This window comes from Microbacterium sp. NPDC055357 (genome assembly GCF_053644835.1).
Map to the genome: position 1 here is coordinate 457,014 of NZ_JBSHLZ010000001.1, position 25,278 is coordinate 482,291.

Here is a 25,278-nt window from a genome sequence, read left to right on the forward strand (position 1 = left end):
GGCTTGGCGGTGCGGACTGCTCGTCGTCTGCCGGAGTCGGTGCTGCAACGCGCTCTTCCCCGGCGTCTCGCGTTCCAACCCGCTTCCGCTCTGCCGCGGCCGATACCCGATTCCGCGGCGCGAAGGCTGTACATCGCGCCGGTCAATTTCGCCGGACAAGGTTGGCAGTGGGCACGCGCGGCGGAACGGCACCTGAACGACGTATCCGCGGTCTCGATGGCCTACGCAGCGGGCACGGGGTTCCGGTTCCCGGTGGATCAGACGGTGCCGGCCTCCACCTATCTGATGTCTCGCCGCTGGCAGGAACGCCAGCGTGCCGACGTCGCGGAGCGGTTCACCCACGTCATCGTCGAAGCCGGGCGTCATCTGTTCGGTGATGTCTATCACGAGTCCGTGGCCGCCGAAATTCGCTGGCTTCAGGCACGCGGAGTCCGTGTCGCGATGCTCACGCACGGCAGCGACATGCGCGCGCCTGAGGTGCACGCGCGGACGCATGAGTTCTCACCGTTCGTGACGGGGGAGTGGGCGATGACCCCGCGCCTGATCGAAGAGACCGCTCGCAACCGCGCACTCCTGAACGATGTGAAGATCCCGGCGTTCGCATCGACCCCGGGAATGCTCATCGATGTCCCGGAGGGCCGCTGGCTACCCGTCGTCATCGAACCGTCGCGCTGGAACTCCGGGCGGGTGTCGCATTCGGAGGTGCCCCTGGTGGTCCATGCTCCGAGCAACCCGTGGATCAAGGGCACGGCGATGGTGGAACCGGTCCTGCGCATGCTCGCAGCCGAGGGCGTCATCCGCTACGAGCGCATCGAAGGAATTCCCAGCGCTGAGATGCCTGCGCGCATCCATCGCGCCGACATCGTCCTCGATCAGGTGCGGATCGGGGACTACGGTGTTGCGGCATGCGAAGCGATGGCCGCGGGTCGCATCGTCTTGGGAAACATCGATGACCAAGTGCGCGCGCACGTCAGAGGGGCTACGGGGCGCGAGCTGCCGGTCGTGCAGGCGGATCCGCACACCCTCGAGGACGTCTTGCGTGCGATCGCCGCCAGTCCCGAGCCGTTTCGAGCGGCCGCGGTCGCGGGTGTCGACTTCGTCTCGGCTGTTCACGACGGCCGGATGTCCGCGGAGGTGCTCTCGGAGTTCCTCGGCTCGGATTCGGCGACCTCGCCGCGATAGGCCGATTGGTAGGCTCATCGAGTGCCGGAACCGGATGTCGACCACATCATTGCGGTCCACGATCTGCGTCGTCCCATCGCACGAGCCGTGTCGTCCGTGCTCGGCGGAACACGCAGCGCCGTGCGCGTGACCGTCGTCTGCCACAATGTGCCGGCAGAAGATGTCTCGGTCGCGCTCGGGCGGCACGCCGACGACGAACGGCTGCGACTTCTCGCCCTCGCCGATGACATCCCGAGTCCGTCCGGTCCGTTCAATCTGGGCCTTGAGCAGTCGACAGCGCGGTACACGTCGATCATGGGATCCGACGACGAGCTCGAACCGGGCGCTATCGACTCCTGGCTCGCCTGCGCCGATCGAACATCGGCCGATGTCGTCATCCCTCGCCTGTCGGTCGTGGGGCGCGGACCGGTAGTGACGCCACCTGTCCGAATCGGTCGCCGACGTGCGTTGCAAGGCGTGGCAGACCGGCTTGCGTATCGGTCGGCGCCGCTCGGTCTGGTCTCGCGTCGACGTTTCGGCGATCTGCGTTTTCCGCCCGCTCTCGCATCAGGCGAGGACGTCGAGTACAGCACGCGCCTGTGGTTCTCGAGCGCGCGCATCTCCTTCGACCGACGAGGCCCCGCCTATCTGGTCCACGAAGACGCGCCCACACGCGTGACGACAGTGAGCAAGCCCGTCTCCGCCGACGCGTCGTTTCTGGAGGGACTGCTCTCGAGCGACGCGTTCGCGGCGTTGTCAGCTCCGCAGCGCGACGCTCTGATGACGAAGATCTTGCGCAACAACGTGATCCAGTGGATTCTGATTCGCCCCGAGCCAGATCTGTGGAGCGACGACGATGTACGCGTCATCGGCGAGACCGTGCAGCGTTGCGCGGCGGTCGCTCCGCGAGCACTCCGCCCGCTGTCTCGCACGGATCGCGAGATCCTCGATGCCTTCACGAGCGCGCCGCCCCGTCTCGCGCACGGGCTCTCGCTGCTGCCGCATCGCACGGCGATCAGGCCACGCAATCTCGCGACGCGTGATCTTCGGTTCGTCCTCGCGCGCGAAGCGCCGGCCCGCTTCGGTGTTGCTTCGCGAGTGCTTGCTCGGGGGGCCTGACGCCGTTCAGCTCGCGGCGAACTCGCGGAAGGACTCGACTGCGCCCGATTTCCAGACGGACTCCGTGATCGCAGCCTCCACTGCATCCGGCTCCGTCTGGATTCGAACCGCGGCATCCGCGACGTTCGACAGGTCGGACGCGATGCGCAACGGAAACACGCTTTCATTCGCGTAGTGCTCCGCCAATACGGAATCTACGACCGCGACGTGACAGCCGTAGGCAAGAGCTTCGAACAGCATTGTGCTGGAGAAGCCGACGATCGCGCGGCTGGACGCGAGCGCTGCACCCGCATCGGCGGTCACATCGAGCTCGACTCGGGGGAGTCGCAGCGCTGCGGCGTGTCGTTGCGCGGCCGTTGCACGTTCCACAGGGTGCGGCCGCAGTGCCACGGTCCAATCGTCAGGCAACGACTCGTGGAGTGCGATGAGGGTGCGGTCGACGAGGTCATGCTCGAAATTGCTCGACACGAAGAGGGCGCGCTTCGGTCGCCCGTTCCACGGTGTTGAGGCGAGGGTCGCGGGGTCGAGTGAGGGCTTGCCGAGGGGGACGAAACGCGCGGGGAAGCGGAGCTCGCGTCCCCAGATCTCGCCGTAGCCGAGGATCGTGTCAGGCAGGCATTTCTCGAGGTCCGGTGTGCGCATCGCAGCACCGACGTTGTAGGCGGCATGACTGCTGCCGACCCAGCCGTGTTGCAGTTCAGCGACCTCGATGCCTCGTTCACGCGAGAGCATGATCTCGCTGGCGCGGGTGCCATACGCGGCAGTCTGCATGTAGATTCGTCGCGGCTGGACGCGGTCGAGCAATCTGCCGAACTCCCGTTGCGCGTGAGGGGCGCGGTCCGCCCGGCCGAGCGCGTCGGCGATGGCGCGCTCGCGCCCGGCGTCGGTCACGGGGTGATCGAGCACTGCGAAGGTCGCGCGTAAGGCGGCCTCAAGCCGTCTGCGCTCTTGCGCGGGCAGAGGCCGGGAGTGTGTTGCACGGGTCGCGCGTTCGCTGGCGCGCGCGTAGGTGTACGTGCGAGGATTCCGCGGGCGGGCGTCCTCCCGACTGAGCCGGTCGACGTAAGCGTCCTGCACGACGATTGCGTTCGCGCCGAGGGCGCCGGCGAAGTCGTCACTGAGCCAGTTGCAGAACCCGCCCGGCCCCGGATTCCTTGTCCAGCCTGACACGATGAAAAGGTGCTCTGCGCGCGGTGCTCGGTGAGCGGACGAGGGGTTGGGGACTGTCCGCCGCGCTGTTGTCATGAGTCGCTGGCGCAGCGATGTCTGTCGAGGAGGGGGCAGTCGAGTGCCGATGTCGGTCTCGGCGAGGGCACGCGAGACAGGCCAGCGCGCGAGTGGCCACAGAGGCACATCGATGCCCGAGATCCGCTCGAACAGCGCGTCCGGGGCGGCATCCTCGAGGTCCAGGAGCGCGCGCATCCCGGCGGTCTCGGACACGACGGACTCCTTCAGGCAAGGGAGAGGACAGCGGCCCAGTCTAGCCGTGCAGGCGTTCGAATCGGTTCGCTACGCTTGCCTGATGAGTCGATCCGCACCCCGGGTCCGCATTCGTGCTGCCGTGCTCGCCGATGCGGGGATCCTGCTCGAGTGGCGCAACGATCCACTGACACGCCGAATGTCGCTGCAGACCGAGTCGGTGTCCTCTGCCCAGCACGTCGCATGGCTCGAAGCGAGTCTGCTGTCACCGCTGCGGGAGATCGTCCTCGGCGAGGATGCCGTGACCGGGAAGCTGGTCGGGACCTGTCGGTTCGATATCGACGCGAGCGCGCCCGGCACCGCGGAGGTCAGCATCACGGTGGCCCCGGACGCGCGGGGCCGCGGATATGCGGGAGCGCTTCTGCGAGCCGCGATCGATGAGTTTTCCGGCGTTCATCCCGACATCGAAACCCTCACGGCGGTCATCCGCCCCGAGAACACCGCGTCGATTCAGCTCTTCGAAGCGGCCGGATTCATTCGGGCAGGTGAATGCATCGAGGCGGCTACGTATTCGCGGTCGTCAGGCGCCGGAGAGCAGATCCCATGACAGCGGGGTGCCGGGTGCTGCATCCACTCTGAATCGGCGTCCGAGAACCGCCGGCAGATGAACAGGAGCGAGGCCGCCCGCGGGGCGCACCGAACGGACGTTGGCCTCCGTCACGATGTCACCCGCTCGCACTGCGGCGCTCACCCAGAGCGAGGGTCGCAGACGCAGTGACTCCCCCTCCGCCGCCGTCGACCAGGCGCTGGCCGAGCCGAGCGCGGCCACGGCGGACCGGGACTCCGCTACCAGGAGACCGAGTTCGCTCGGCTCGAGCGAGAAGGCGCTGTCGACGCCTCCCGCTGCGCGTGAGAGCGTCACGTGCTTCTCGATCACAGCCGCGCCGAGGGTCGCCGCGGCGACGGAGACGCCGATGCCGAGCGTGTGGTCCGAGAGCCCGACCTTCACCCCGAACATGTCTCGCATGGCGGCCATGCGCCGCAGATGAGCATCCTCGGCGCGCGCGGGATACGAACTCGTGCACGCGAGGAGAGTGAGGTCTTCGCCACCGGCGGACCGCGCAGCATCCACGGCAGCGGCTACCTCTTCGATCGTCGCCGTGCCGACCGACATGATGACGGGTTTGCCCGTCGTCGCGATCCGCGCGATGAGCGGTAGATCGACGATTTCGAGCGAGGCGACCTTGTAGAGAGGCGCGTCGAGCTCCTCGAGGAAGTCGACCGCAGACTCGTCGAAGGGCGTGCTGAACGGCACGAGCCCCAGCTCGCGGGCAAGGGTGAAGATCGGTTCATGCCACGCGTACGGCGTGTGCGCTTCGGTGTAGAGGTCGTACAGCGTCCGAGATCCCCACAATGCGTGATCCTCCGACACCCGGAAGGCAGGGCTATCGACGTTGAGGGTGATCGTGTCCGCCGTATAGGTCTGGATCTTTACGGCCTGCGCGCCTGTTGTCGCCACGGCGCGGACGATATCCAGTGCCCGATCGAGGGAACCGTTGTGGTTCCCGGAGATCTCCGCGACGATCAGTGGAAGCGTGTCACCGCTGTCGGGGATGAGGGGGGTCATGCGAGCACCTCACGAACCGCGTCGATCACGCGGCTCTGATCGTCGTCCGACAGCGCTGCGTACATGGGAAGCGAGATCTCCTCGCGGTAGTACTGCTCGGCGACTGGGCACAGACCGCGTCGATAGCCGAGATCCTCGAAGACGGGATGCCAATAGGCGGGAATGTAGTTCACCTGCACCAGGATCCCGCGGGCGTGCAGCTCGTCGAAGATGCGGCGACGATCAGCGGCGGGTACCCGTATCGGATAGAGGTGCCACATCGGATCGGCACCCGTCCGTCGTGTCGGAAGCGTCAGCCCGAGGTCGGCGAGCTCGGTCGAGTAGCGGTCGAAGATCGCGGAGCGGCGCGCCTTGAACATGGCCAAGCGGGTCAACTGGCTCGTGCCGAGCGCGGCGAGGACGTCGGGCAGCCGGTAGTTCAGGCCGAACTCGTGAACCTCCTGATGCCACGGTCCTTCATCCGGGTGGCGCTGCGCCTCGCGATCGCGGACGAGTCCGTGCGTACGGAACCGTCGAGCACGATCCGCGAGTTCGGGATCGGCCGTGACGACGGCACCGCCTTCGGCTGTGGTCAGATTCTTGGTGGGGAAGAAGGAGAACGTCGTGAGGTCGGCGAACGAGCCGACGGGCCGGCCGTCGAACGTGGACCCGATTGAATGCGCGGCGTCCTCGAGGAGGAGTGCGCCGGCCTCGTGGGTGACGCGCCGGAGCGCGTCGACATCGATCGGATGGCCGGCGTAGTCGACACCCGCGACGACTCGGGTCGCCGGGGTGATCGCGGCAGACACGGCCGCGGGGTCGATGTTCCCTGTATCCGGTTCGACGTCGGCGAATTCGATCCGGGCACCCCGTTGCACCGCGGTAGCGGCCGTCGCGACGAACGTCAGCGGCGTCGTCAGGACGACGTCGCCGTGCTTCACTCCGGCAGCCGCGTAGGCGGCGTGCAATGCGGCCGTTCCCGACGACACCGCGACGGCATACGGAGCGCCGGCGGTCTGCGCAATGCTCTGCTCGAACCTGGCCACCGCAGGCCCGGTCGTGAGCCAGTCGCTTCGCAGTGCCGCAGTGACGGCTTCGACGTCGGAATCGTCGATCCACTGCCGCCCGTACGGAACCGCCATTCAGCGCATCCCGTCCACGAGTTCGCGGATCTCCTCCACGGACAGCCACTGATCGTTGCTGTCCGAACGATAGGCGAAACCATCGGCCACGGGCTCACCGGCCGGCTGTACGAAACCCCAGTCGGCGATCGTCGGGAGGACGATGTAACGATCTCCCGCCAGGATCGTGCGACGGCTGTCGTCTCCCGAGATCATCTCCTCGTGGAGCTTTTCTCCCGGACGGATTCCGACATCGTGACGCGGTGCGCCCGGTGCGACGGCTTCGGCGATGTCGAGGATCCGCGTGCTGGGGATGCGCGGCACGTAGAGCTCACCGCCGTTCATCTGGTCGAAGGAGTCGATCACGAACTGCACCGCTTGAGGAAGCGTGATCCAGAAGCGGGTCATGCGCTCGTCCGTGATGGGCAGAGATTCGCCGCGTTCGGCGAGCCCGCGGAAGAACGGAACGACTGAGCCCCGCGAACCCATGACGTTCCCGTAGCGGACGACGGAGAAGCGCGACTCATATCCCGCCGCATAGTGGTTTCCGGACTGGAAGAGCTTGTCGGCGGCGAGCTTGGTGGCGCCGTAGAGATTCAGGGGGCTCGATGCCTTGTCCGTCGAGAGCGCGACGACCTTTTTGACCCCCGCGTCGATCGAGGCTTCGATGACGTTCTGCGAGCCGATGATGTTCGTGCGCACGAACTCGAACGGGTTGTACTCGGCGGTGTCGACCTGCTTGAGCGCTGCCGCATGCACGACATGATCGACACCGTGCATGGCCCGGCGCAGCCGCTGCTCATCGCGGATGTCTCCGATGAACCACCGCAGTCGTGAGTCGTCTCCGAGCTGAAGACGTGTCTCGTACTGTTTGAGTTCATCGCGCGAATAGATGACGATTCGGCGCGGATCGAAGTCTGCGAGGATGCGACGGACGAACGCCTTTCCGAACGAGCCGGTCCCCCCTGTGATCAGGATCGACGAACCATTGAGGATGGACATCGTGAAACCTCTCGCTCCTGACGCGACACCACTTCCGGCCGCGACTAACCAAGAGTACCCGCGGTCACCGGCGCACGAGGAAGGAAACGAAGGCGTCGGTGCGCCTCTTCACGTCGTGCTACGCGCGGATGCGGGCCGCACGCAGGGAACCGGCCACGTCATGCGGCTTCTGACACTGGCGGAGGCGCTACTGGCGAGAGGCCACCGCGTGACTTTGGCGACAGCAGAGATCGATATTCCGTGGCTCGCCGCTGCCGTCGCCGCGTCGGGTATCGACGTCGTCAGCCACCAACGAGACACGATCGACGTCGCGGGTCTCGAATCGATCGATCCAGATTGGGTCGTCATCGACAGCTATCTCGTGCCCGCGGAATCCGTGACGATGTTGAGTGAAGCGATCCCCGTGCTCCTTCTGGCAGACGGGGATAGTCGCGGCGCTCGAGCGACGCTCTATCTCGACCAGAACCTCAGTGCGCAGCCGCTTCCCGGAGTGACACGGGACGCACAGCTTCTCGGTGTGGAGTACGCACTCGTGCGACGCTCCATCCGTGAGGCGGCGGCTCCTGAATCTGCGATCGTCAGGCACGACCCGCCCGAAGTGGTCGTCGTTCTCGGAGGGACGGACCCCGACGATCGGACGGTCGACGTCGCACGTGGTTGTCGATCACTTGCCGATCGCGTCGCATTCACGTTCGTCGCTCCCGTTCGTCAGCATCGAGCTCTCGCGAAGATCGGGGGCGAGTCTCGACAGTGGCGGGTCCTTCCGCCTACGCACGAGCTGCCGGCCCTGCTCGCGCAGGCCGACGTGACCGTCTCAGCGGGTGGGACGAGCGCGTGGGACGTCGCGACAATCGGCACGCCGAGTGTCTTGCTCGCAGTCGTGCCGAATCAACAGGCCTCTGTCGCGGCAGCCGCATCCATGCGCATCGCGCTCGGGTTCGACGCGGTGAGCGATGCGTTGCGCGCCGACGAGATCGGGGTCGCGGTTGCCGCGCTCATCGACGATGACGTGCTACGTCGTCAGCTTGTGTCGACGTGCCGTCGCCTGTTCGACGGCCGCGGCGGAGAGCGCGTCGTCGCTGCTTTGGAGCAGCGTCGTCGCCAGGGACGGCGCGGGGCGGACGCGTAGACTCCTTGTCCGTGGATTTCATACCCCGCGCGCACGTGACAGGATCAGCAATCTGATGGTTCTCGCACTCGTCCAAGCGCGCATGAGCTCGTCGCGTTTACCCGGCAAGGTTCTCGCGGATCTCGACGGGGAGCCTATGATCATCCGCCAACTTGAACGGATCAATCAGGCCGAAACCGTGGAGCGCGTCGTCGTCGTCACGTCGGTCGACCCGAGCGATGACGTGCTCGTCGAAGCGCTCTCCTCGCGCGGGGTCGAGGTCTTCCGGGGCGCGCTTGCCGATGTTCTCGGACGCTACCTCGCCGCCGCCGAGTCGCTCGGTGCGGAACACCTCCTGCGGCTGACGGCGGACTGCCCGCTCACGGATCCGGACGTCATCGACGAGGTTGTACGCGCTCACGGTGCGAGCGACACCGACTACGCATCGAATGTCCTGGTCCGCACCTACCCCCGCGGGCTCGACGTCGAGTCGGTGACCACAGCGGCGCTGCGCCGTGTCGCCGAGGTTGCGACGGATCAGGAGCGCGAGCACGTCACGCTCGGTATCTACCGCCGCCCGGAGCTGTTCACGTTGACTTCCGTCGTTCAACCTGAGAGTCGCTCCGACCTGCGGTGGACCGTGGACACACCCGCAGATCTCGCGTTCGTCCGTGAGGTGTACGAGCAGTTGCGTCCCCGCCGCGGGGAGTTCACCTCGGCGGATGTCCATGAATTGCTGGCTCGTCGACCTGAACTCAGCCATCGTGAGCCTCAACAGCCCTGATGAGACCAGGCTCGACGCTCGGGGGCAGTGAAGTCGGCCCTCGCAGTCAGCGCTTTCGAAGCCACCTCGTGCCGCGCGCCAGCCACCTGACGATCGTCAGGCTCATGATCCTGGATCGGATCGTCGGTGTGCTGTAGCTCCTTCGAGCCTCGCTGTCGAACGCAGCTCCCAGAGCAGGACTTTCCTCTCTGATCGCGCGCTCCATCGTGCGGAACACGCGTGCACGTTGCGTGTCGCGCATCTCCTGCGCGACTCCCGTCGTGTCTTGCTCGACGTACTGAGTCAGCAGCTCGTCGAAGGACTTGAGCTGCTGCCAACGCGACTCCACCGACCAGTAGGAGCGTCCGCCCGCGTCGACAATCCCGGAGGGTTCGGCCGAACCCTCCCTGACGGTCGGCAACGCCAGCCATTCACATTTGGCGGCCGCCACCAGCAGACGCATCACAAGGATGACCTGCGGGTAGAGAAGGGCATCGGGTTGCTTGGATTCTGTGCGCTCCGCGAGCTCAGCGAGAGCAGCATGGCAATCTTCGACTCGATAGATCAGACCCGGAGCGTGGGCCGATGATCTCAGGAACTCTTTCGGGGAGATCGGGCCCGTGACGTCCCTTCCCCGGTACACGGTCGATCCCTTCAAGAACTGAGAAGACACGAACGCCGGTCGCTCCCGACCCAGGTACTCCAGCAGCGGCCCCACGCTCTCGACGACGACCTCGTCATCGTCGGCGATGACCATCACGTACTCAGTCGTGCACTCCGCGAAGATCCGGGCGAAGGTGCGGGGGTAGCCGAGGTTCACATCGTTCTTCAGGACCCGAACGCGCTCGGCGATGGTGGGATCCTTCGAGAGCGCGGCGTATGTGCCGTCGGTGCCGCCGTCGTCTATGACCAGGATTTCCACGAGCTCAGAAGCGGGTGCAGCCAGGAACTGATGCAGCAGGCGTGCAACATTCTGTGCGCGGTTATATGTCGGAACCGCGATCGTTAGGAGCATCGCCGAATCCTATAGCAGGGAAAGTCACCCCCTGGAGACGGCGGACATCTCGCCCAGATTCGGACAGCCCGAGAGGATTCCGCGCCGCAATAGACTGGAACCCATGCGCATCGCCGTCGTGGCCCTCGGAAAGATCGGCCTTCCTCTCGCCGTACAGTTCGCCGACTCGGGCCACGAGGTCATCGGAGTCGACGTCAATCCGAAGACCGTCGAGAGCGTGAACGCGGGCATCGAGCCCTTCCCCGGTGAAGCCCACCTGCAGGAGAAGCTGAGCGAGCTCGTGCCCGCGGGGCGCCTTCGCGCGACGACGGACTACGCCGAGGCGATTCCCGAGGCCGACGCTGTCGTGATCGTGGTGCCGCTCTTCGTCGATGACGCGACGTGGGAGCCGGACTTCGCGTGGATGGATGCCGCGACCCGGTCGTTCGCGGAGCACTTGAGCCCGGGCACGCTCGTGTCGTACGAGACCACGCTTCCGGTCGGAACGACGCGCGGCCGCTGGAAGCCCATGATCGAAGAGGGATCGGGCCTCGTCGAGGGCACGGACTTCCACGTCGTCTTCTCGCCCGAGCGGGTGCTGACCGGCCGCGTGTTCGCCGACCTGCGCAAGTACCCGAAGCTCATCGGCGGGCTTTCGGAAGCGGGGGCGCAGCGCGCCCGTGAGTTCTACGACGCCGTGCTGCAGTTCGACGAGCGCGACGATCTTCCGCGTCCGAACGGCGTGTGGGATCTCGGCAGCGCCGAGGCATCCGAGATGGCCAAACTCGCCGAGACGACATACCGTGACGTCAACATCGGCCTGGCGAACCAGTTCGGACTGTTCGCCGCAGCTCACGGCATCGACGTCTACCAGGTGATCGAAGCCTGCAATTCGCAGCCGTACAGCCACATCCACCGTCCGGGTATCGCCGTCGGAGGTCACTGCATCCCCGTCTACCCGCGCCTGTACCTGTCGACCGACCCGGATGCCGACATCGTCCGCACTGCGCGCTTGCTGAACGCCTCGATGCCCGAGCGTCTCGTCGCTCAGGCAGAAGGCGTGCTCGGTTCTCTGGAGGGGCTCACAGCGGTGGTCCTCGGCGCGACGTATCGCGGCGGGGTCAAGGAGACGGCGTTTTCGGGCGTTTTTCCGACCGTCGAGGCGCTGCGCTCTCGCGGCGCCACGGTGACGGTGCACGACCCGCTCTACTCCGATGATGAGCTGCGCGGGCTCGGCTTCGAGCCGTACACGCTGGGCGAGTCTGTCGATCTCGCCGTCCTGCAGACCGACCATTCCGACTACCGCACGCTTGCGCCGCAGCAGCTTCCGGGCATCCGTCTGATCGTCGACGGACGAAACGCGACCGACTCCGCGCTGTGGGCCGGTACACCGCGCATCGTCGTCGGTGCTGCCTGAGGCAGATCAGCCCCGCAGATAGCCGACGAGCGTCTCCCGTGCATCGGCAGGCGTGAAACCCGTCTGCTCGATCTTCGCGAGGTCGAGCACGCTGTTCTTCGGGCGGGGAGCGACAGGTGTCGTCGCCGCGGCGAAGTACTCGTCGGTCGAACATCCCGTCACCCGTGCCTTGTCGTGCCCCGTCAACTCGAAGACCAGGCGGGCGACGTCGGCCCACGACATCGGTGGGCCCCCACCGGTCAGGTTGTAGGTCCCGAAGGGAGCCTCGGCCACGATCAGGTGATGGATGCCGCGAGCGAGATCGGACGTGAAGGTAAGACGCCCGATCTGGTCCTCGACGACACGGGGGTCCACACCGTCGGCGGCGAGTCGTGCCATCGTGCGCACGAAGTTGCCGCCGTTGCCGATGACCCACGATGTGCGCACGATGAAATGGCGCGGCACCGTCGCGACGACGAGGTCTCCCGCGGCCTTGGTCTGCCCGTAGACGCCGAGCGGGCACACGGCATCCGTCTCGACGTACGCGCGAGGCGAACTTCCGTCGAAGACGTAGTCGCTGGAGATGTGCACGAGCAGGATCCCGTGCGTGGATGCCACTCGCGCCAGTTCCGCGATGCCGGCCACGTTCGCCGCCCACGCTGCGCGACGCCCCTCGGCGGTCTCGGCGAGGTCGACGGCGGTGTAGGCAGCAGCATTGATGATCGTGCCGTACTCGCGCCAGTGACGGGCGGTGTCGAGCCCGGGGGAGGCCAGGTTCAGGTCGTCACGGTTCGCGTACTCGACGTTGCTGCTGTCGCCCAACTCTTCGCGCAGCGCACGGCCCAGCTGTCCCGCGGCGCCGAGCACGAGGATCTTGCGCGGCGGGATCGGCGTCACCTCGTCGAGACGCGGGTGCGCGGCATCCTTCGCCGAGATCTGGGCGTGCTCGAGCGGGATCGGCCACGAGATGGCGGCGGTCTCGTCCGCGAGATTGAGGAACGAGTACGCGGCAGCGGGCGACCAGTGGTCGTTCACGAGATATGTGTACGCGGTGTCCGGCTCGAGCGTCTGGTACGAGTTGGCGACGCCCCGCGGCACGAAGATGGCGCGCGAAGGGTCGAGCTCCGTCGTGAAGACCGCGCCGAACGTCGGTCCTTCACGAAGATCGACCCAGGCGCCGAAGATTCGCCCCGTCGCGACGGACACCCATTTGTCCCACGGCTCCGCGTGGATTCCGCGCGTCGTGCCGACCGCATCGTTGAACGAGATGTTGTTCTGCACGGGGCCGAAGTCGGCGAGGCCGAGCGCCGTCATCTTCTCGCGCTGCCAGTTCTCTTTGAACCAACCGCGCGCATCGCCGTGGACCGGCAGGTCGAAGACGACAAGCCCGGGGATCGAGGTCTGAGTGACCTGCAGTGTCTTCCCGAACTCCAGGTCGTTCGACGTCATCACTGTCCCTTCGAGGCGTAGAAGGCTTCGACGCCGTCCTTCGCCGGCGCCCACCACGATTCGTTGTCGCGGTACCACTGGATCGTCGCGGCGAGACCCGCCTCGAAATCGCCGTACGCCGGCGTCCACCCGAGTTCGGTGCGCAGCTTGGTGTAGTCGATCGCGTAGCGCAGGTCATGCCCGGCGCGGTCCGTGACGTGGTCGTATGCGTCCTGCGGCTGCCCCATGAGCTGAAGGATGAGCTCGACGACGTCCTTGTTGTTCTTCTCGCCGTCTGCGCCGATCAGGTAGGTCTCGCCGATCACTCCCTTGTCGAGGATCGTCAGCACCGCAGACGAGTGGTCGTCGGCGTGGATCCAGTCACGCACGTTCTCGCCCGCGCCGTACAGCTTGGGGCGGATTCCGCGGATGACGTTGGTGATCTGGCGCGGGATGAACTTCTCGACGTGCTGGTACGGCCCGTAGTTGTTCGAGCAGTTCGAGATCGTCGCCCGCACGCCGAAGGAGCGCACCCAGGCGCGGACGAGCAGGTCGCTGCCCGCCTTGGTCGACGAGTACGGGCTCGACGGGTTGTACGGCGTCTGCTCGGTGAAGCGCTCCGGGTCGTCCAGTTCGAGGTCGCCGTAGACCTCGTCAGTCGAGATGTGGTGCAGCCGACGGTCATGCTTGCGTGCAGCTTCGAGCAGTGTGTATGTGCCGACGATGTTCGTGTCGAGAAAGGGTCGAGGGTCGTGCAGGGAGTTGTCGTTGTGCGACTCTGCGGCGTAGTGCACGACGTCGTCGACCCCGCTGAAGAGTTCGTCCACCAAGGGGGCGTCCGTGATGTCGCCGAGCACGAACCGCACTCGGTCCTCGGGCAGAGCGGCAAGCGATGCGCGGTTGCCGGCATACGTCAGCTTGTCCAGAACGGTGACGTGGTGATCGGTGTGCGCGACGACGTGGTGCACGAAGTTCGAACCGATGAACCCGGCTCCGCCGGTCACGAGCAATCTCGCCATCAGCGCCCTCTTTCCAGCGTCTCGAGCAGATAGCTGCCGTACCCCGACTTGACGAGCTTCTGTGCGCGCTCGCGGAGCTCGTCGTCCGAGAGGAATCCCTGTCGCCAGGCGACCTCTTCGGGTGCTCCGATCTTCATGCCGGTGCGCCGCTCCATGGTGCGAACGTAGTCTGCGGCATCCGTCATCTGGTCGAATGTGCCGGTGTCCAGCCACGCCGTCCCGCGGGGGAGCACCTCGACCGAAAGAGTGCCGCGTTCGAGGTATGCGCGGTTGACATCGGTGATCTCATACTCGCCGCGGGCGCTCGGGGTCAACGAGCGAGCGATCTCGACGACGTCGTTGTCGTAGAAGTACAGACCGGGAACGGCGTAGTTGCTCTTGGGGTCCGCGGGCTTCTCCTCGAGCGAAACCGCGGCGCCGGCGTCGTCGAACTCGACAACGCCGTAGGCCTGCGGGTCCGAGACCCAGTAGGCGAAGACCGCACCACCCTGGATGTCGGCGAACCGGGACAGTCTCGTGCCCAGTCCGGGACCGTAGAGCAGATTGTCGCCGAGAACGAGAGCGACGGTGTCGTCGCCGATGAAGTCGGCCCCGATGGTGAACGCCTGTGCGAGGCCGTCAGGTGAGGCTTGCTGCGCGAAAGTGATCGAGATGCCGAACTGGGATCCGTCGCCGAGCAGCCGCTCGAAGTGGGCCGCGTCGTGCGGCGTCGTGATGACGAGGATGTCGCGGATGCCGGCGAGCATGAGCGTCGACAACGGGTAGTAGATCATCGGCTTGTCGTACACCGGCACGAGCTGCTTCGAGACGCCCAGCGTGATCGGATGCAGTCGAGTACCGGAGCCACCAGCGAGGATGATGCCTTTCATCTGCCCATCGTGACACAGCGGTAGACTTGCCCGTCGCCTTGCCCGCCGAGCCGAGAGGCCCGAGGAGTCCCCGTGAAGATGATCGAGACCTGCCCAGTCGATCGAGGGGCTCACTGCTGACATGTGGGTAGCTCAGTTGGGGTCCCTGCTCGTCGTGCTCGGCGTCCTGCTCGCGCCGGGTCTCCTGATCGGAGCGCTCCTGCGACTGCGCGGCTTCGCGCTCGTCGCCGCAGCGCCCCCACTCAGCCTCGCTGTGGTCGGTCTGACCACGATGGTGGCGGTCGTCGTCCCCTTCCGCTGGTCGCTCCTCCCGGTCGTGGTGACGACCGTCGTCGTCGCCGCTGTGGCTTGGGCGATCGCGCGTCGATTCGTGCCGTCGCCCGCAACGTCTCCCGCCGTTCACTGGTCGCGGCGTTGGGCGCCATGGATCGCCGTCGCGCTCGGTGCAGCACTGCTGATCCCACGGCTGCTCACGGTATTCGGTGACCCGGAGTCGATCTCGCAGACGTTCGACAACATCTATCATCTGAACGCCGTGCGACACATGCTCGATACGGGTGCCGCGGCCCCGACCGAGCAACTGATTCCGGGCTTCTACCCGAGCCTCTGGCACGCGGTGACGTCGCTCGTCGCGGGGCTTGCGGGCACCTCGGTGGCGGCCGCCACGAACCTCACGGCACTGCTCGTCGCCGGACTGGTGTGGCCCCTCGGGTGCGTCTATCTCGTGCGCCAGATCTCGGGACGACAGCCCGCGCCACTGCTCGTCGCCGGCGTCCTCGCTGCGGGGATGGCCGGTTTCCCTCTGCTCATGCTCGACTTCGGCGTGCTGTACCCGAACGTCCTGTCGATCGCTCTCCTGCCTTCCGTGCTCGCAGCGCTGATCGCCGTGGCTCGGGTCGGCGCTGACTTGGGCGGCAGTCGCGTGGTGGCATGGGTGCTCCTGCTGGCCTGGATCCCCACCCTCGCTCTTGCGCACCCCAGCACGCTCATGGCGTTCTTCGCGATCGGATTCTGGCCGGCCGCTGCCGCCGGTCTGCGCTACTTCCGTGGTGCACGCGATCGTCCCCGCGTTCGCGTGTGGGCCGCAGGGCTGCTGTGGGTGGCCGGGCTCGCCGTCGTCGCTGCGGTCCTGATCGTTGCTCGCCCCACGTCGGAGCAGGCGTTCTGGGGACCCTTCACGTCCTTCGGCGGCGCGGTGGTCGAGGTGCTCACGAATTCGCACAAGGGGTTGCCCGTCGAGTGGGTGCCGACCCTGCTGATGATCGTGGGGATCATCGTCGTGCTCGTCGCGATGCGCTCGAAATGGTGGCTCGTCACGGGGTGGGCGACGCTCGGCGTCATCTACGTCGTCGGCGCCGCGGCTCCCGACAGTCTTCTGCGGTACGGACTCACCGGAACCTGGTACAGCGACATGTACCGCGTCATGGCGCTCTTTCCCGTCGTTGTGATCCCCCTCGCGGCGGTGGGCTTCGGCGCATTGGTCACAGTGATCAGCCGCTATACGCGTTCGCGCACCGAGGGGGCACGACTCCGGAGCGAACTCGCTGTCACCGGCATCCTCGTCGTGGGAGTGATCGTCGCCACGCAACTGAGCACACCGATGACGCGTTCGACCGAGGCCGCCCGATGGATGCACACGATCTCGGACGACTCACCGTTGCTGACACTCGACGAACTCGCCTTGCTGGAACGGGTCGCCGACCACGTTCCCGAGGACGAAGTGATCGTCGGCAGCCCGTGGACCGGCACATCGCTTGCGTACGCGATCTCTGATCGCCGCGTGCTGATCCCGCACATCTATCAAGAGCTCGACGCCGACATGACGACGATCGTCCTCGGGCTCAACCGTGCGGAGGACGATCCCGAGGTGTGCGCGGCTCTGGAGAGGACGGACACGCGCTGGGTGCTTGATTTCGGCGATCGAGAAATCCACAACGCCGAGCATCCCTTCCCGGGACTGGAGGACCTCGAGTCAGCCGGGGTGGTCGAACTCGTCGACGGTGAAGGCGACGCGGCGCGACTCTATCGAATCACCGCTTGTCAGGCTCCACGCTGAGATCGCGGTAGGGCGGCAGATCGGGCCGTGACGGCGTCGATTGGATATCCAGCTGCAGCGCTGTCAAGAGCATCTGCGTGCCGATCACGAGCGGAAGCGCTGCCAACATGACCGTTGCCGCCGTCGCCACGACCGACGCCGCGATCTGGAACATGACCCAGATGCTGAATCCGATGCCGAACGTCATCAGGAAGAGCCCGCCGAAGAGCAGGAGAGCGATCGGCGAGAACGACCAGAGCACGTAGCGATACCAGATCCGGGTCCAGAAGCCGACGGTCAGTCGGTGCATGAGTTCTGGCACGACCTTGCTCAGCCGGATGCTCGACACCTCGTCGCCGTAGACGGCGGGGATGGGAACGTCGGTCGCGGAGACCTGCAGGATGTTGAGATGGATGAGAAGGTCGTTCTCGAAGCTGTAGCGCTTCGCCACGCGCTCCAGGGGCACTCTGCGAAGCACTTCGGTGCGTACGGCCGTGTAGCCGTTCTGGGGGTCGAAGAGATTCCAGTAGCCGGATGCGAACTTGGTCATGAACGACAACATGATGTTGCCGAGCACACGGTGCCGCGGCATCCCGGCAAATGACTCCGGCGCGTAGAAGCGATTCGCTTTCGCGAAGCCGTAGCCGTCGTCGGTGACCCTGTCCAGGAGTGAGGGGAGATGGTTCGGATCCATCTGGGCGTCGCCGGCCATGATGACGTCGATGTCGGCGCCCAGTCTCATCGCTTCGGTGTGGCCGGTGATGATCGCACCGCCCACGCCCTGATTGACTTCGTGGCGGATCAGGGCGACCCGCGGGTCGCCGACGCGTCGGACGGCGCCGCTAGTGTCATCGGGGCTGCAGTCATCGACGATGACGATGTGGTCGACGAAGTCGGGCATCGTCTCGATGACCTGCGCGATCATCTTCTCTTCCCGGTAGGCCGGTACGACTGCCGCGATCGTGGCGCCCTTATACATCGTGATCGTCCTTCGGATTCGTGGTGTTTGGCCGGGCGAAGACCCAGAAACGGTACGCGAAATAGTTCCACACCGTCGTCGCCGCGACCGCGACGACCTTGCCGATCACCCACGGAACGCCCAGCGCGGCGAACCCCGCAACGATACCGGTGGTCGCCACCGTATTGAACACGACGAGCAGGGTGTAACGACCCACGCTCGGCGCGACCTTCGCGTCAGAGCTGAACGCGACGATCCGCTGGAGTGAATAGGTGACGATGAAGCTCGCAAGGAAGGCGATCGGCGTGGCGATGGCGAGCGGCACATGGAACGCATCGTGCAGCAACCACAGCAGACCGATATCGACGAGGAAGCAGAACCCGCCGACGACCAGGTAGCGCACGGCGCTGTTCGCCCACAGACGGACGAGCAGGTTCGAACGCGCGGGCTTGGTGGATGGCACCCGCCAATCTTGCCAGAGCGAGCCTGTGCCGGGCCCGGACGCACACCATGACTCACCTAGACTTGTGCGGTGCGGCTGTCACTGGCCGTGTCCTCCGTTGTCAGCCGAAAGGCCACCCCGCATGGATCTCCTCATCGTCGGCTCAGGCTTCTTCGGCCTCACGATCGCCGAGCGAGCTGCGGCCGCCGGCCGCAAGGTCACCGTCATCGACCGCCGTCACCACATCGGCGGCAACGCATACAGCGAAAACGAGCCCGAGACGGGCATCGAGGTGCACCGCTATGGAGCGCACCTCTTCCACACGTCGAACCCGACGGTGTGGGAGTACGTCAATCGCTTCACGCAATTCACGAACTACGTCCACCGGGTCTACACGACCCACAAGGACATCGTCTTTCCGCTGCCGATCAACCTCGGCACGATCAACCAGTTCTTCCAAGCCGCCTACACGCCCGACGAAGCCCGCGCGCTCGTTCAGGAGCAGTCCGGCGAGTTCGATGTGAAGAGCGCGACCAACCTCGAAGAGAAGGGCATCGCCCTCATCGGCCGCCCCCTCTACGAAGCGTTCATCCGCGATTACACGAAGAAGCAGTGGCAGACCGATCCGACGGAGCTGCCCGCCGAGGTCATCAGCAGACTCCCTGTTCGCTACACCTACGACAACCGCTATTTCAGCGACACCTGGGAGGGACTGCCGCTCGACGGCTACACCGCCTGGCTCGAGCGGATGGCCGACCACCCGAACATCGACGTGAAGCTCTCGACCGATTACTTCGACGAGACCCAGCCGCTCAACAAGCGCGACACCGTCGGCCAGGTGCCCGTCGTCTACACGGGGCCTGTCGACCGCTACTTCGACTACGCCGAGGGCTCCCTGTCGTGGCGCACGCTCGACTTCGAGCAGGAAGTGCTCTCGATCGGTGACTTCCAGGGCACATCGGTCATGAACTACGCCGACGCCGAAGTGCCGTACACCCGCATCCACGAGTTCAAGCACTTCCACCCCGAGCGCGCCGACCGATACCCGACCGACAAGACCGTGATCGTGCGGGAGTTCTCACGCTTCGCGTCGCGCGATGACGAGCCGTACTACCCGGTCAACACCTCGGAGGACCGTGAGGGCCTGCTCGCCTACCGCGAGCTGGCGAAGGGCGAGAAGGACGTGCTCTTCGGCGGAAGGCTGGGTACGTATCAGTACCTCGACATGCACATGGCCATCGGCTCGGCGCTGTCGATGTGGAACAACCAGCTCGCCTGAGCACACGCCCCTAGACTCGACCACGTGACGTCCGCCACCGTCGGCGCTCCGGGATCCCCGCGGCGCTACCTGCACTCGCTGTGGCTGTTGTCTGCTCGAGACCTGCGCGTCCGCTACGCGACGAGCGCTCTGGGCTATCTGTGGTCCGTGCTCGACCCGCTCGTGATGAGCCTCATCTACTGGTTCGTCTTCACGCAGGTCTTCCAGCGCACCGTCGGCCAGGATCCGTACATCGTGTTCCTCATCACCGCGCTCTTGCCGTGGGTGTGGTTCAACGCGTCGGTCTCGGACTTCACACGCGCCTTCAACAAAGACGCCCGGCTGGTGCGCTCGACGGCGATTCCCCGTTCGATCTGGGTCATCCGCATCGTCCTCAGCAAGGGCGTTGAGTTCCTCTGCGCACTCCCCGTCCTCGTCGCGTTCGTCGTTGTGGCGGCGTTCACGAGCGCGAACCCCGTCGAACTCAATTGGGGACTCCTGCTCTTTCCCGTCGCCATCCTGCTGCAGACGATGCTGCTGGTCGGGCTCGGTCTTCTCATCGCCCCGCTGTGCGTGCTGTACTCCGATTTGGAGCGCACGACGAAGCTGGTCCTGCGGATGCTCTTCTACGCGTCGCCGATCATCTACTCGGTGTCGGACCTGCCCGGGATCTTTCCCCAACTCGCGGCGTTCAACCCCCTCTCGGGGATTTTCACGCTCTACCGCGTCGGGTTCTTCCCCGACCTCTGGGACACCCTGAGCGTCCTTCTCAGCGTCGCCGTGTGCGTCATCCTCCTGGTCGTGGGTCTGCTCGTCTTTCGGCGGCTCGAGCGTCCCCTGCTGAAGGAGCTGTGATGGCTGCCTCCGGTCTGGCGATCGAGGTGCGCGACCTCGGTGTGCGGTTCCGACGCAACCGTCGGGGGCGCCGAAGCTTCAAAGACCTGTTCGCCGATTCATCCCGCCGTAGCCGTCCGGGCGAGTTCTGGGCGCTGCGCGACGTCAGCTTCGATGTGCATCCGGGGGAATCGATCGGCGTCGTCGGACGAAACGGACAGGGCAAATCCACCCTGCTGAAGCTCGTCGCGGGGGTGCTGCTTCCCGATGAGGGCAGTGTGACCGTGCACGGCGGTGTCGCGCCGCTCATCGAGATCACGGGCGGATTCGTCGGCGACCTCACGGTGCGCGAGAACGTGCGCCTGACGGCGGGTCTGCACGGGATGCCGAAAGCCGAAGTCTCGCGCCGGTTCGACGGGATCATCGATTTCGCCGAGCTCGCCGACTTCGTCGACACTCCGTACAAGCACCTCAGCAACGGAATGAAGGTGCGCCTCGCCTTCTCGGTCGTGTCGCAGTTGGAAGAGCCGATCCTCCTCGTCGACGAGGTGCTGGCGGTGGGGGACAAGGCGTTCCGCGAGAAGTGCTACCGGCGCATCGACGAGCTGCTCGCCGAAGGCCGCACGCTGTTCTTCGTGTCGCACAACGAACGCGACCTGCGGCGGTTCTGCACCCGCGGCCTGTACCTCGACAAGCACGGCTTGGCGATGGATGCACCCATCGCCGAAGTGCTCGACCGATACAACTCGGATCATCCGGCGTAGATCCTGATCCCCGACAATTTTCCTTCGAACAAGAACGGGAGCGTGACGTGAAGATCCTCATCACCGGAGGTGCCGGCTACATCGGCAGCACCATCGCCTCGGCATGCCTGGACGCCGCGATGGTGCCGGTGATCCTGGACGACCTCTCGACGGGCCGGGCCGCCTACGTCGAGGGCCGCACGTTCTATCGGGGTGACATCGCCGATGCCGCGCTGATCGAGCAGATCGTCGATGAGCACCCGGACATCCACGCCGTCATCCACTGCGCCGCGCGCACCGTCGTCCCCGACTCGGTCGCAGACCCGCTGGGGTACTACGACGTCAACGTCGCGCGGTCCGTCCGCCACTTCCAGCACCTGCACCGGCACGGGATCCGACGGATCGTGTTCAGCTCATCAGCTTCGGTGTACGCCGGTGAGTTCGGGACCGGACTCGATGAGTCAGCACCGGTCGCACCGGCCAGCCCGTACGCCAGAACCAAGCTGCAGGTCGAACAGGTGCTGTCCGACGCTGCCGCGGGGGGCGCGATCCGAGCGCTGTCGCTGCGGTACTTCAACCCGATCGGATGCGACCCGCGATTGCGGACCGGCCCCACCGCCGAGCGGCCGACGCACGCGCTGGGGCTGCTGCTGGGCGCGTGGCGCACGGGTGAGCCCTTCACCGTGACCGGAACCGATTGGCCTACCCGCGACGGGTCCGGACTGCGTGACTTCGTGCACGTGTGGGACCTCGCCCGCGCACATGTCGAAGCCGTGCGCCGGTTCGACGATGTCACCTCGGCCGAGACTCCGTCGAGGATCCTCAACGTCGGTACGGGTGACGGCACGACGGTGCGCGAACTCGTACGCGCCTTCGAATCCGTCGTCGGAGGCGGGTTGGACGTACGCGAAGGAGCACGGCGTCCGGGCGACATCGCCGGAGGCTATGCGATTGTCGACCGCGCCCATGACGCATTGCAGTGGCGCGCCGAGCGCACGGTCGAAGATGCGATCCGCGACGCCGTGGCCTGGGAGACGCAGCGCGCGGCCTGAGCCGGGCGTCAGCTCGCTGCGGTGAGCGGCTCCATCGGACGCCACGCCGTGTCGCGTGCGATCGCGCGACCGTCCTTCAGCCCTCGGAAGAGGTTCGACGTGCCGCGCACCTTGCGCTCGACGGCGATGAGGCGGATGAGCTCCTTCGCGAACGTCAGTGCGGTGCCCAATCCGAACAGCACGGGGTTGTAGACGCCGTGCGCCCGGTAGTACTGCTTGATGATCGCGCGGTTGCGCATGATGTAGTAGCGGTAGTTGTCGCTCGAGGCGTTCATGTGGCGGATGCCCATGTCCCACTGCTTGATCTCGCGCGTGCGGCGCAGCACGAACTCGTCGACGATGACCGACGTCGTCTTGCGCGATGCGAGCCAGCCGTAGGTCTGGTCATCCCAGTAGATGAAGAAGCGCGGGTCGGGAAGACCGATCTGCTCGACGATGTCGCGGTGGATGAACATGCCCTCGAAGCATCCGGAGTTCATCTCTTTGAACCCCGAGGCGTCGAACTTCGACGGCGCGAAGGGGATCGGGATGCCCAAGCGCTCGGCGATGCGGTACTGCCAGTAGAACTCGCTGCCGTCGTAGTCGTAGCGGCGGCCCTGGATGCTCTTGAACCGCGGCGCCCACCTGCCCATCTTGGCGAGGCCGTCGGGGAGGACCTCGACGTCGTCGTCCATGAGCCAGATCCACTCGGACCCCAGCTCGAACGCGACGCGCATGCCCTCGCTGAAGCCGCCTGATCCGCCCGTGTTCGTGTCGAGCCTGCGGTAGACGAGGTCGGTGCCGATCCGCGCGCGGAACGACTCGACGACCTCGGTCGTGTCATCGGAGGACGCATTGTCGACGATCACGACGTGACCGGGCTTCGGCTCCATGCGCTCGATGCTCTCGAGCAGTCGCGTGAGCAGTCCCGAGCGGTTGAAGGTGACGACGGCGATCGTCGCCGACGCGGGGTCGAACGAGGTCGCGGCCGCGCGCGCGCTGTCAGGGAGGGGAGTCGTCATGAGTCGACTCCGAACGTGCGGGCCCACGCGTCGCGCGAGGTGAGCTCCGGTGCGGCGGCGCGGTACTGCTTCGCGAGCCGCGGCCATTCGCGACGCAGTCGGCGGTGCAGACGGATGCTGTCCAGCAGCATCCGGCGGAACTTGGCCCGATCGCGCGTGTAGATGTTCTTGCCGGAGCCGTCGGCGGAGTTCACGAGCGCGCTGTCGTACAGCGGGACGCGCCACCAGTGGGCGTCCTGCTTGCCGAACTCGACCTCGGGCCGTGCGACGTTCTCGGGCTTCGGGGCGTGCAGCCAGTGCGCGACGAGCGTCGACAGGGTGAACCAGCGCAGGCGCAGACCGGTCGGGCTGTCGAACGTGCTCTTCGCCGTGCGCTTGAAGGCCAGCCGGCCTCGCCGCGCCCGCAGGGGTACGCCGGCTTCTTTGTGCACGACCGTCTCGGGGAACGATGCCGCGAGCTTGCGGGCCGCGGGCATCGCCGTCGCGAGGTTGGCGCGCATGTGCGACGGGCCCGACAGGAGGTCCCGCAGTGCCCGGTGCCGCAGAGCGACGGGGTAGTACTGCATCATCATGAGGTGCTTGAGGTCGACGCGGCGGCTGTGGCGAAGCAGCGTGCCGCCGTTCGGCGCGTTCGAGTGCAGCAGTCCCGCCGCGATGCGGTTGCGCGCGTGGAAGTACGCCTGCCAGTCGATCGAATCGTCCTTGCCCACCCACGACACGTGCCAGAGCGCGACGCCCGGCATCGAGACGGTGGGATAGCCCGCGTCGCGGGCGCGCAGGCAGAACTCCGCGTCGTCCCACTTGATGAAGGCGGGTAGGGACAGGCCGATCTCGCGGATGACATCGAGGGGGATGAGGCACATCCACCAGCCGTTGTAGTCGGCGTCCAGGCGCATGTGCAGCACGGGCGACTGGCGCAGGTTGGCGACGCTGAAGTCGTGCGGAAGCCGCTCCTGATAGAGCGCCCGCCACATGAACGGCTCTTCATCGACCACTTCGGCCCAGGCGTGCAGCTTCGGCCGGTCGAGCAGGTCGAACATGTGCGCCCCGACGATCGTCGGCACGGTCGCGAACTGTCCGAGCACGATCGAGCGGCGCAGCGATTCGGGCTCGATCCGCACGTCGTCATCGAGCAGCTGGATGAAATCGCTGTCCGGCCGGTCGAGGCTCTCGAGCATGGCGCGGGCGAAGCCGCCCGATCCGCCCAGGTTCGGCTGCGTGATGACCTGCAGCGTCTCGCCGAGCGCCGCCGACACGTCGCCGTACTCGGGTTCGGCGTCGACACGTCGGTCGCCCTGGTCGATGAGGAAGACGCGGTCGACGAGGTCGAGCACATCGGGCGACGCGGCGAGGTGCTGCAGCGTCTCGATGCAGTAGTCGGGCTTGTTGTAGGTCGTGATCCCGAGCGATGCCTTGCCCGTGCGGGCCGGTTCCTGCTCGGTCGTCCACTGGGCGCCCTCGAAACGGGCGGTCTCCTGATCGGCGACGATGTCGAACCAGATGAAGCCGCCGTCGCTGTACTGATCGAGCACGAGGTCGAAGCGGCTCGTCTCGGTGCCCACGACCTCGCGCGTCTCGATGCGCTGGCGCACACCCGACCCGTTCGAGCGGTAGACGAGGATCGTCGCGTCGCCGACGGTGCGCACCGTGAGGGCGACCTGACGCACCGAGGTCCAGTGCTGCCAGTACGACGCCGGGAAGGCGTTGAAGTAGGTGCCGAACGACACGCGGCGCCCGGCGACGATGCGCGCCGTCGTGCGGTCGAGGATGTTCCCCAGCTGCGCGCGGCTCGACACGCGCACGGGCTCCTCATCGATGACGGACCACGTCTCGGGGTCGACATAGAGGGGGAGGAGGTCAGGGTCGCGATCCGTGGGGAAGACGACGTTCTGCAGGACGTATGTCACGTGAGAGTCTCCGGCGAGGCTTGGGGCGGCGGGCCGACAGCAG

At 66.2% G+C, this 25,278-nt stretch carries 23 protein-coding genes; 11 read left to right on the forward strand and 12 right to left on the reverse strand.

Annotation, left to right across the window (positions count from 1 at the left end; genetic code table 11):
• Positions 1-216 precede the first annotated feature (216 nt).
• Together ACWICD_RS01830 and ACWICD_RS01835 are read left to right on the forward strand one after the other, a co-directional pair.
• Positions 217-1,182 carry a glycosyltransferase gene (locus ACWICD_RS01830; protein WP_454139097.1) on the forward strand — a complete coding sequence of 322 codons (966 nt, stop codon included), beginning with the start codon at positions 217-219 and terminating at the stop codon, positions 1,180-1,182.
• Positions 1,183-1,203: 21 nt separating this feature from the next.
• Positions 1,204-2,280, forward strand: a complete 1,077-nt coding sequence (locus ACWICD_RS01835) for a glycosyltransferase (RefSeq protein WP_454139098.1) — start codon at positions 1,204-1,206, stop codon at positions 2,278-2,280.
• A gap of 6 nt (positions 2,281-2,286) precedes the next feature.
• On the opposite strand, the gene ACWICD_RS01840 is transcribed toward ACWICD_RS01835, so the two are convergent.
• Positions 2,287-3,702, reverse strand: a complete 1,416-nt coding sequence (locus ACWICD_RS01840) for a hypothetical protein (protein WP_454139099.1) — start codon at positions 3,700-3,702, stop codon at positions 2,287-2,289.
• A gap of 64 nt (positions 3,703-3,766) precedes the next feature.
• On the opposite strand from ACWICD_RS01840, the gene ACWICD_RS01845 reads away from it, so the two are divergent.
• Complete coding sequence (locus tag ACWICD_RS01845) at positions 3,767-4,306, forward strand: GNAT family N-acetyltransferase (RefSeq protein WP_454139100.1); 540 nt, start codon at positions 3,767-3,769, stop codon at positions 4,304-4,306.
• Here the strand turns inward: ACWICD_RS01845 and pseI are convergent.
• From pseI to pseB, 3 genes are read right to left on the reverse strand one after another with little or no spacing between them, the layout of a single operon-like run.
• Entirely contained in the window at positions 4,280-5,326 is a 1,047-nt protein-coding gene (gene pseI / locus ACWICD_RS01850; RefSeq protein ID WP_454139101.1) for a pseudaminic acid synthase, read from the reverse strand. The genes ACWICD_RS01845 and pseI overlap by 27 nt on opposite strands.
• Positions 5,323-6,447, reverse strand: coding sequence for a UDP-4-amino-4,6-dideoxy-N-acetyl-beta-L-altrosamine transaminase (gene pseC, locus ACWICD_RS01855; protein ID WP_454139102.1), 1,125 nt, complete (start codon positions 6,445-6,447; stop codon positions 5,323-5,325). The genes pseI and pseC overlap by 4 nt, the downstream gene beginning before the upstream one ends.
• The gene (pseB, locus tag ACWICD_RS01860) at positions 6,448-7,428 is read right to left on the reverse strand and encodes a UDP-N-acetylglucosamine 4,6-dehydratase (inverting) (RefSeq protein WP_454139103.1); all 981 of its coding nucleotides are present in this window, start codon (positions 7,426-7,428) and stop codon (positions 6,448-6,450) included. It abuts the gene before it with no gap.
• Between the two features lie 208 nt (positions 7,429-7,636).
• Here pseB and ACWICD_RS01865 point away from each other — a divergent pair, with 208 nt between their 5' ends.
• A complete protein-coding gene (locus ACWICD_RS01865; RefSeq protein ID WP_454139104.1) occupies positions 7,637-8,557 on the forward strand; it encodes a hypothetical protein in 921 nt (306 codons plus the stop codon).
• 55 nt (positions 8,558-8,612) lie between these two features.
• Positions 8,613-9,320 carry a cytidylyltransferase domain-containing protein gene (locus ACWICD_RS01870; RefSeq protein WP_454139105.1) on the forward strand — a complete coding sequence of 236 codons (708 nt, stop codon included), beginning with the start codon at positions 8,613-8,615 and terminating at the stop codon, positions 9,318-9,320.
• Between the two features lie 46 nt (positions 9,321-9,366).
• On the opposite strand, the gene ACWICD_RS01875 is transcribed toward ACWICD_RS01870, so the two are convergent.
• The gene (locus tag ACWICD_RS01875) at positions 9,367-10,314 is read right to left on the reverse strand and encodes a glycosyltransferase family 2 protein (RefSeq protein ID WP_454139106.1); all 948 of its coding nucleotides are present in this window, start codon (positions 10,312-10,314) and stop codon (positions 9,367-9,369) included.
• 103 nt (positions 10,315-10,417) lie between these two features.
• On the opposite strand from ACWICD_RS01875, the gene ACWICD_RS01880 reads away from it, so the two are divergent.
• Positions 10,418-11,710: a nucleotide sugar dehydrogenase gene (locus ACWICD_RS01880; RefSeq protein WP_454139107.1), complete on the forward strand. Its 1,293-nt coding sequence runs from the start codon at positions 10,418-10,420 to the stop codon at positions 11,708-11,710.
• A 6-nt stretch (positions 11,711-11,716) separates the two neighbouring features.
• Here ACWICD_RS01880 and ACWICD_RS01885 read toward each other — a convergent pair whose 3' ends face one another.
• The 3 genes from ACWICD_RS01885 to rfbA are packed head-to-tail and all read right to left on the reverse strand — an operon-like array spanning position 11,717 to position 15,005.
• Positions 11,717-13,138, reverse strand: coding sequence for a sugar nucleotide-binding protein (locus ACWICD_RS01885; protein ID WP_454139109.1), 1,422 nt, complete (start codon positions 13,136-13,138; stop codon positions 11,717-11,719).
• Entirely contained in the window at positions 13,138-14,136 is a 999-nt protein-coding gene (rfbB, locus tag ACWICD_RS01890) for a dTDP-glucose 4,6-dehydratase (protein WP_454139110.1), read from the reverse strand. The genes ACWICD_RS01885 and rfbB overlap by 1 nt, the downstream gene beginning before the upstream one ends.
• A complete protein-coding gene (gene rfbA / locus ACWICD_RS01895) occupies positions 14,136-15,005 on the reverse strand; it encodes a glucose-1-phosphate thymidylyltransferase RfbA (RefSeq protein ID WP_454139111.1) in 870 nt (289 codons plus the stop codon). The genes rfbB and rfbA overlap by 1 nt, the downstream gene beginning before the upstream one ends.
• Positions 15,006-15,126: 121 nt before the next feature.
• Between rfbA and ACWICD_RS01900 the strand changes: the two genes are divergently transcribed.
• Entirely contained in the window at positions 15,127-17,061 is a 1,935-nt protein-coding gene (locus ACWICD_RS01900) for a DUF6541 family protein (RefSeq protein WP_454139112.1), read from the forward strand.
• On the opposite strand, the gene ACWICD_RS01905 is transcribed toward ACWICD_RS01900, so the two are convergent.
• Together ACWICD_RS01905 and ACWICD_RS01910 are read right to left on the reverse strand one after the other, a co-directional pair.
• On the reverse strand, positions 17,036-18,019 hold the full coding sequence (locus ACWICD_RS01905) for a glycosyltransferase family 2 protein (protein ID WP_454139113.1): 984 nt from the start codon (positions 18,017-18,019) through the stop codon (positions 17,036-17,038). The two genes, ACWICD_RS01900 and ACWICD_RS01905, sit on opposite strands and share 26 nt — an antisense overlap.
• The gene (locus tag ACWICD_RS01910) at positions 18,012-18,401 is read right to left on the reverse strand and encodes a GtrA family protein (RefSeq protein WP_454139114.1); all 390 of its coding nucleotides are present in this window, start codon (positions 18,399-18,401) and stop codon (positions 18,012-18,014) included. Before ACWICD_RS01910 ends, ACWICD_RS01905 begins: the two co-directional genes overlap by 8 nt.
• Positions 18,402-18,582: 181 nt before the next feature.
• On the opposite strand from ACWICD_RS01910, the gene glf reads away from it, so the two are divergent.
• From glf to galE, 4 genes are read left to right on the forward strand one after another with little or no spacing between them, the layout of a single operon-like run.
• Positions 18,583-19,719: a UDP-galactopyranose mutase gene (gene glf / locus ACWICD_RS01915; RefSeq protein ID WP_454139115.1), complete on the forward strand. Its 1,137-nt coding sequence runs from the start codon at positions 18,583-18,585 to the stop codon at positions 19,717-19,719.
• 24 nt (positions 19,720-19,743) lie between these two features.
• Positions 19,744-20,553, forward strand: coding sequence for an ABC transporter permease (locus ACWICD_RS01920; RefSeq protein ID WP_454139116.1), 810 nt, complete (start codon positions 19,744-19,746; stop codon positions 20,551-20,553).
• Positions 20,553-21,296, forward strand: coding sequence for an ABC transporter ATP-binding protein (locus ACWICD_RS01925; RefSeq protein ID WP_454139117.1), 744 nt, complete (start codon positions 20,553-20,555; stop codon positions 21,294-21,296). Before ACWICD_RS01920 ends, ACWICD_RS01925 begins: the two co-directional genes overlap by 1 nt.
• Before the next feature lie 47 nt (positions 21,297-21,343).
• Positions 21,344-22,327, forward strand: a complete 984-nt coding sequence (gene galE, locus ACWICD_RS01930) for a UDP-glucose 4-epimerase GalE (protein WP_454139118.1) — start codon at positions 21,344-21,346, stop codon at positions 22,325-22,327.
• A gap of 8 nt (positions 22,328-22,335) precedes the next feature.
• On the opposite strand, the gene ACWICD_RS01935 is transcribed toward galE, so the two are convergent.
• Together ACWICD_RS01935 and ACWICD_RS01940 are read right to left on the reverse strand one after the other, a co-directional pair.
• Complete coding sequence (locus tag ACWICD_RS01935; RefSeq protein ID WP_454139119.1) at positions 22,336-23,328, reverse strand: glycosyltransferase family 2 protein; 993 nt, start codon at positions 23,326-23,328, stop codon at positions 22,336-22,338.
• Positions 23,325-25,235, reverse strand: a complete 1,911-nt coding sequence (locus ACWICD_RS01940) for a glycosyltransferase (protein WP_454139120.1) — start codon at positions 25,233-25,235, stop codon at positions 23,325-23,327. Before ACWICD_RS01940 ends, ACWICD_RS01935 begins: the two co-directional genes overlap by 4 nt.
• Positions 25,236-25,278: the final 43 nt, after the last annotated feature.

What these genes read in the sequence shown, in the direction of transcription:
- ACWICD_RS01830 (WP_454139097.1), top strand. Translation starts at nt 217, where the DNA reads ATGGCCTACGCAGCGGGCACGGGGTTCCGGTTCCCGGTGGATCAGACG.
- ACWICD_RS01840 (WP_454139099.1), bottom strand. Translation starts at nt 3,702, where the DNA reads ATGCGCGCGCTCCTGGACCTCGAGGATGCCGCCCCGGACGCGCTGTTC.
- pseI (WP_454139101.1), bottom strand. Translation starts at nt 5,326, where the DNA reads ATGACCCCCCTCATCCCCGACAGCGGTGACACGCTTCCACTGATCGTC.
- pseC (WP_454139102.1), bottom strand. Translation starts at nt 6,447, where the DNA reads ATGGCGGTTCCGTACGGGCGGCAGTGGATCGACGATTCCGACGTCGAA.
- pseB (WP_454139103.1), bottom strand. Translation starts at nt 7,428, where the DNA reads ATGTCCATCCTCAATGGTTCGTCGATCCTGATCACAGGGGGGACCGGC.
- ACWICD_RS01870 (WP_454139105.1), top strand. Translation starts at nt 8,613, where the DNA reads ATGGTTCTCGCACTCGTCCAAGCGCGCATGAGCTCGTCGCGTTTACCC.
- ACWICD_RS01875 (WP_454139106.1), bottom strand. Translation starts at nt 10,314, where the DNA reads ATGCTCCTAACGATCGCGGTTCCGACATATAACCGCGCACAGAATGTT.
- ACWICD_RS01880 (WP_454139107.1), top strand. Translation starts at nt 10,418, where the DNA reads ATGCGCATCGCCGTCGTGGCCCTCGGAAAGATCGGCCTTCCTCTCGCC.
- ACWICD_RS01885 (WP_454139109.1), bottom strand. Translation starts at nt 13,138, where the DNA reads ATGACGTCGAACGACCTGGAGTTCGGGAAGACACTGCAGGTCACTCAG.
- rfbB (WP_454139110.1), bottom strand. Translation starts at nt 14,136, where the DNA reads ATGGCGAGATTGCTCGTGACCGGCGGAGCCGGGTTCATCGGTTCGAAC.
- rfbA (WP_454139111.1), bottom strand. Translation starts at nt 15,005, where the DNA reads ATGAAAGGCATCATCCTCGCTGGTGGCTCCGGTACTCGACTGCATCCG.
- ACWICD_RS01900 (WP_454139112.1), top strand. Translation starts at nt 15,127, where the DNA reads ATGTGGGTAGCTCAGTTGGGGTCCCTGCTCGTCGTGCTCGGCGTCCTG.
- ACWICD_RS01905 (WP_454139113.1), bottom strand. Translation starts at nt 18,019, where the DNA reads ATGTATAAGGGCGCCACGATCGCGGCAGTCGTACCGGCCTACCGGGAA.
- glf (WP_454139115.1), top strand. Translation starts at nt 18,583, where the DNA reads ATGGATCTCCTCATCGTCGGCTCAGGCTTCTTCGGCCTCACGATCGCC.
- ACWICD_RS01925 (WP_454139117.1), top strand. Translation starts at nt 20,553, where the DNA reads ATGGCTGCCTCCGGTCTGGCGATCGAGGTGCGCGACCTCGGTGTGCGG.
- ACWICD_RS01935 (WP_454139119.1), bottom strand. Translation starts at nt 23,328, where the DNA reads ATGACGACTCCCCTCCCTGACAGCGCGCGCGCGGCCGCGACCTCGTTC.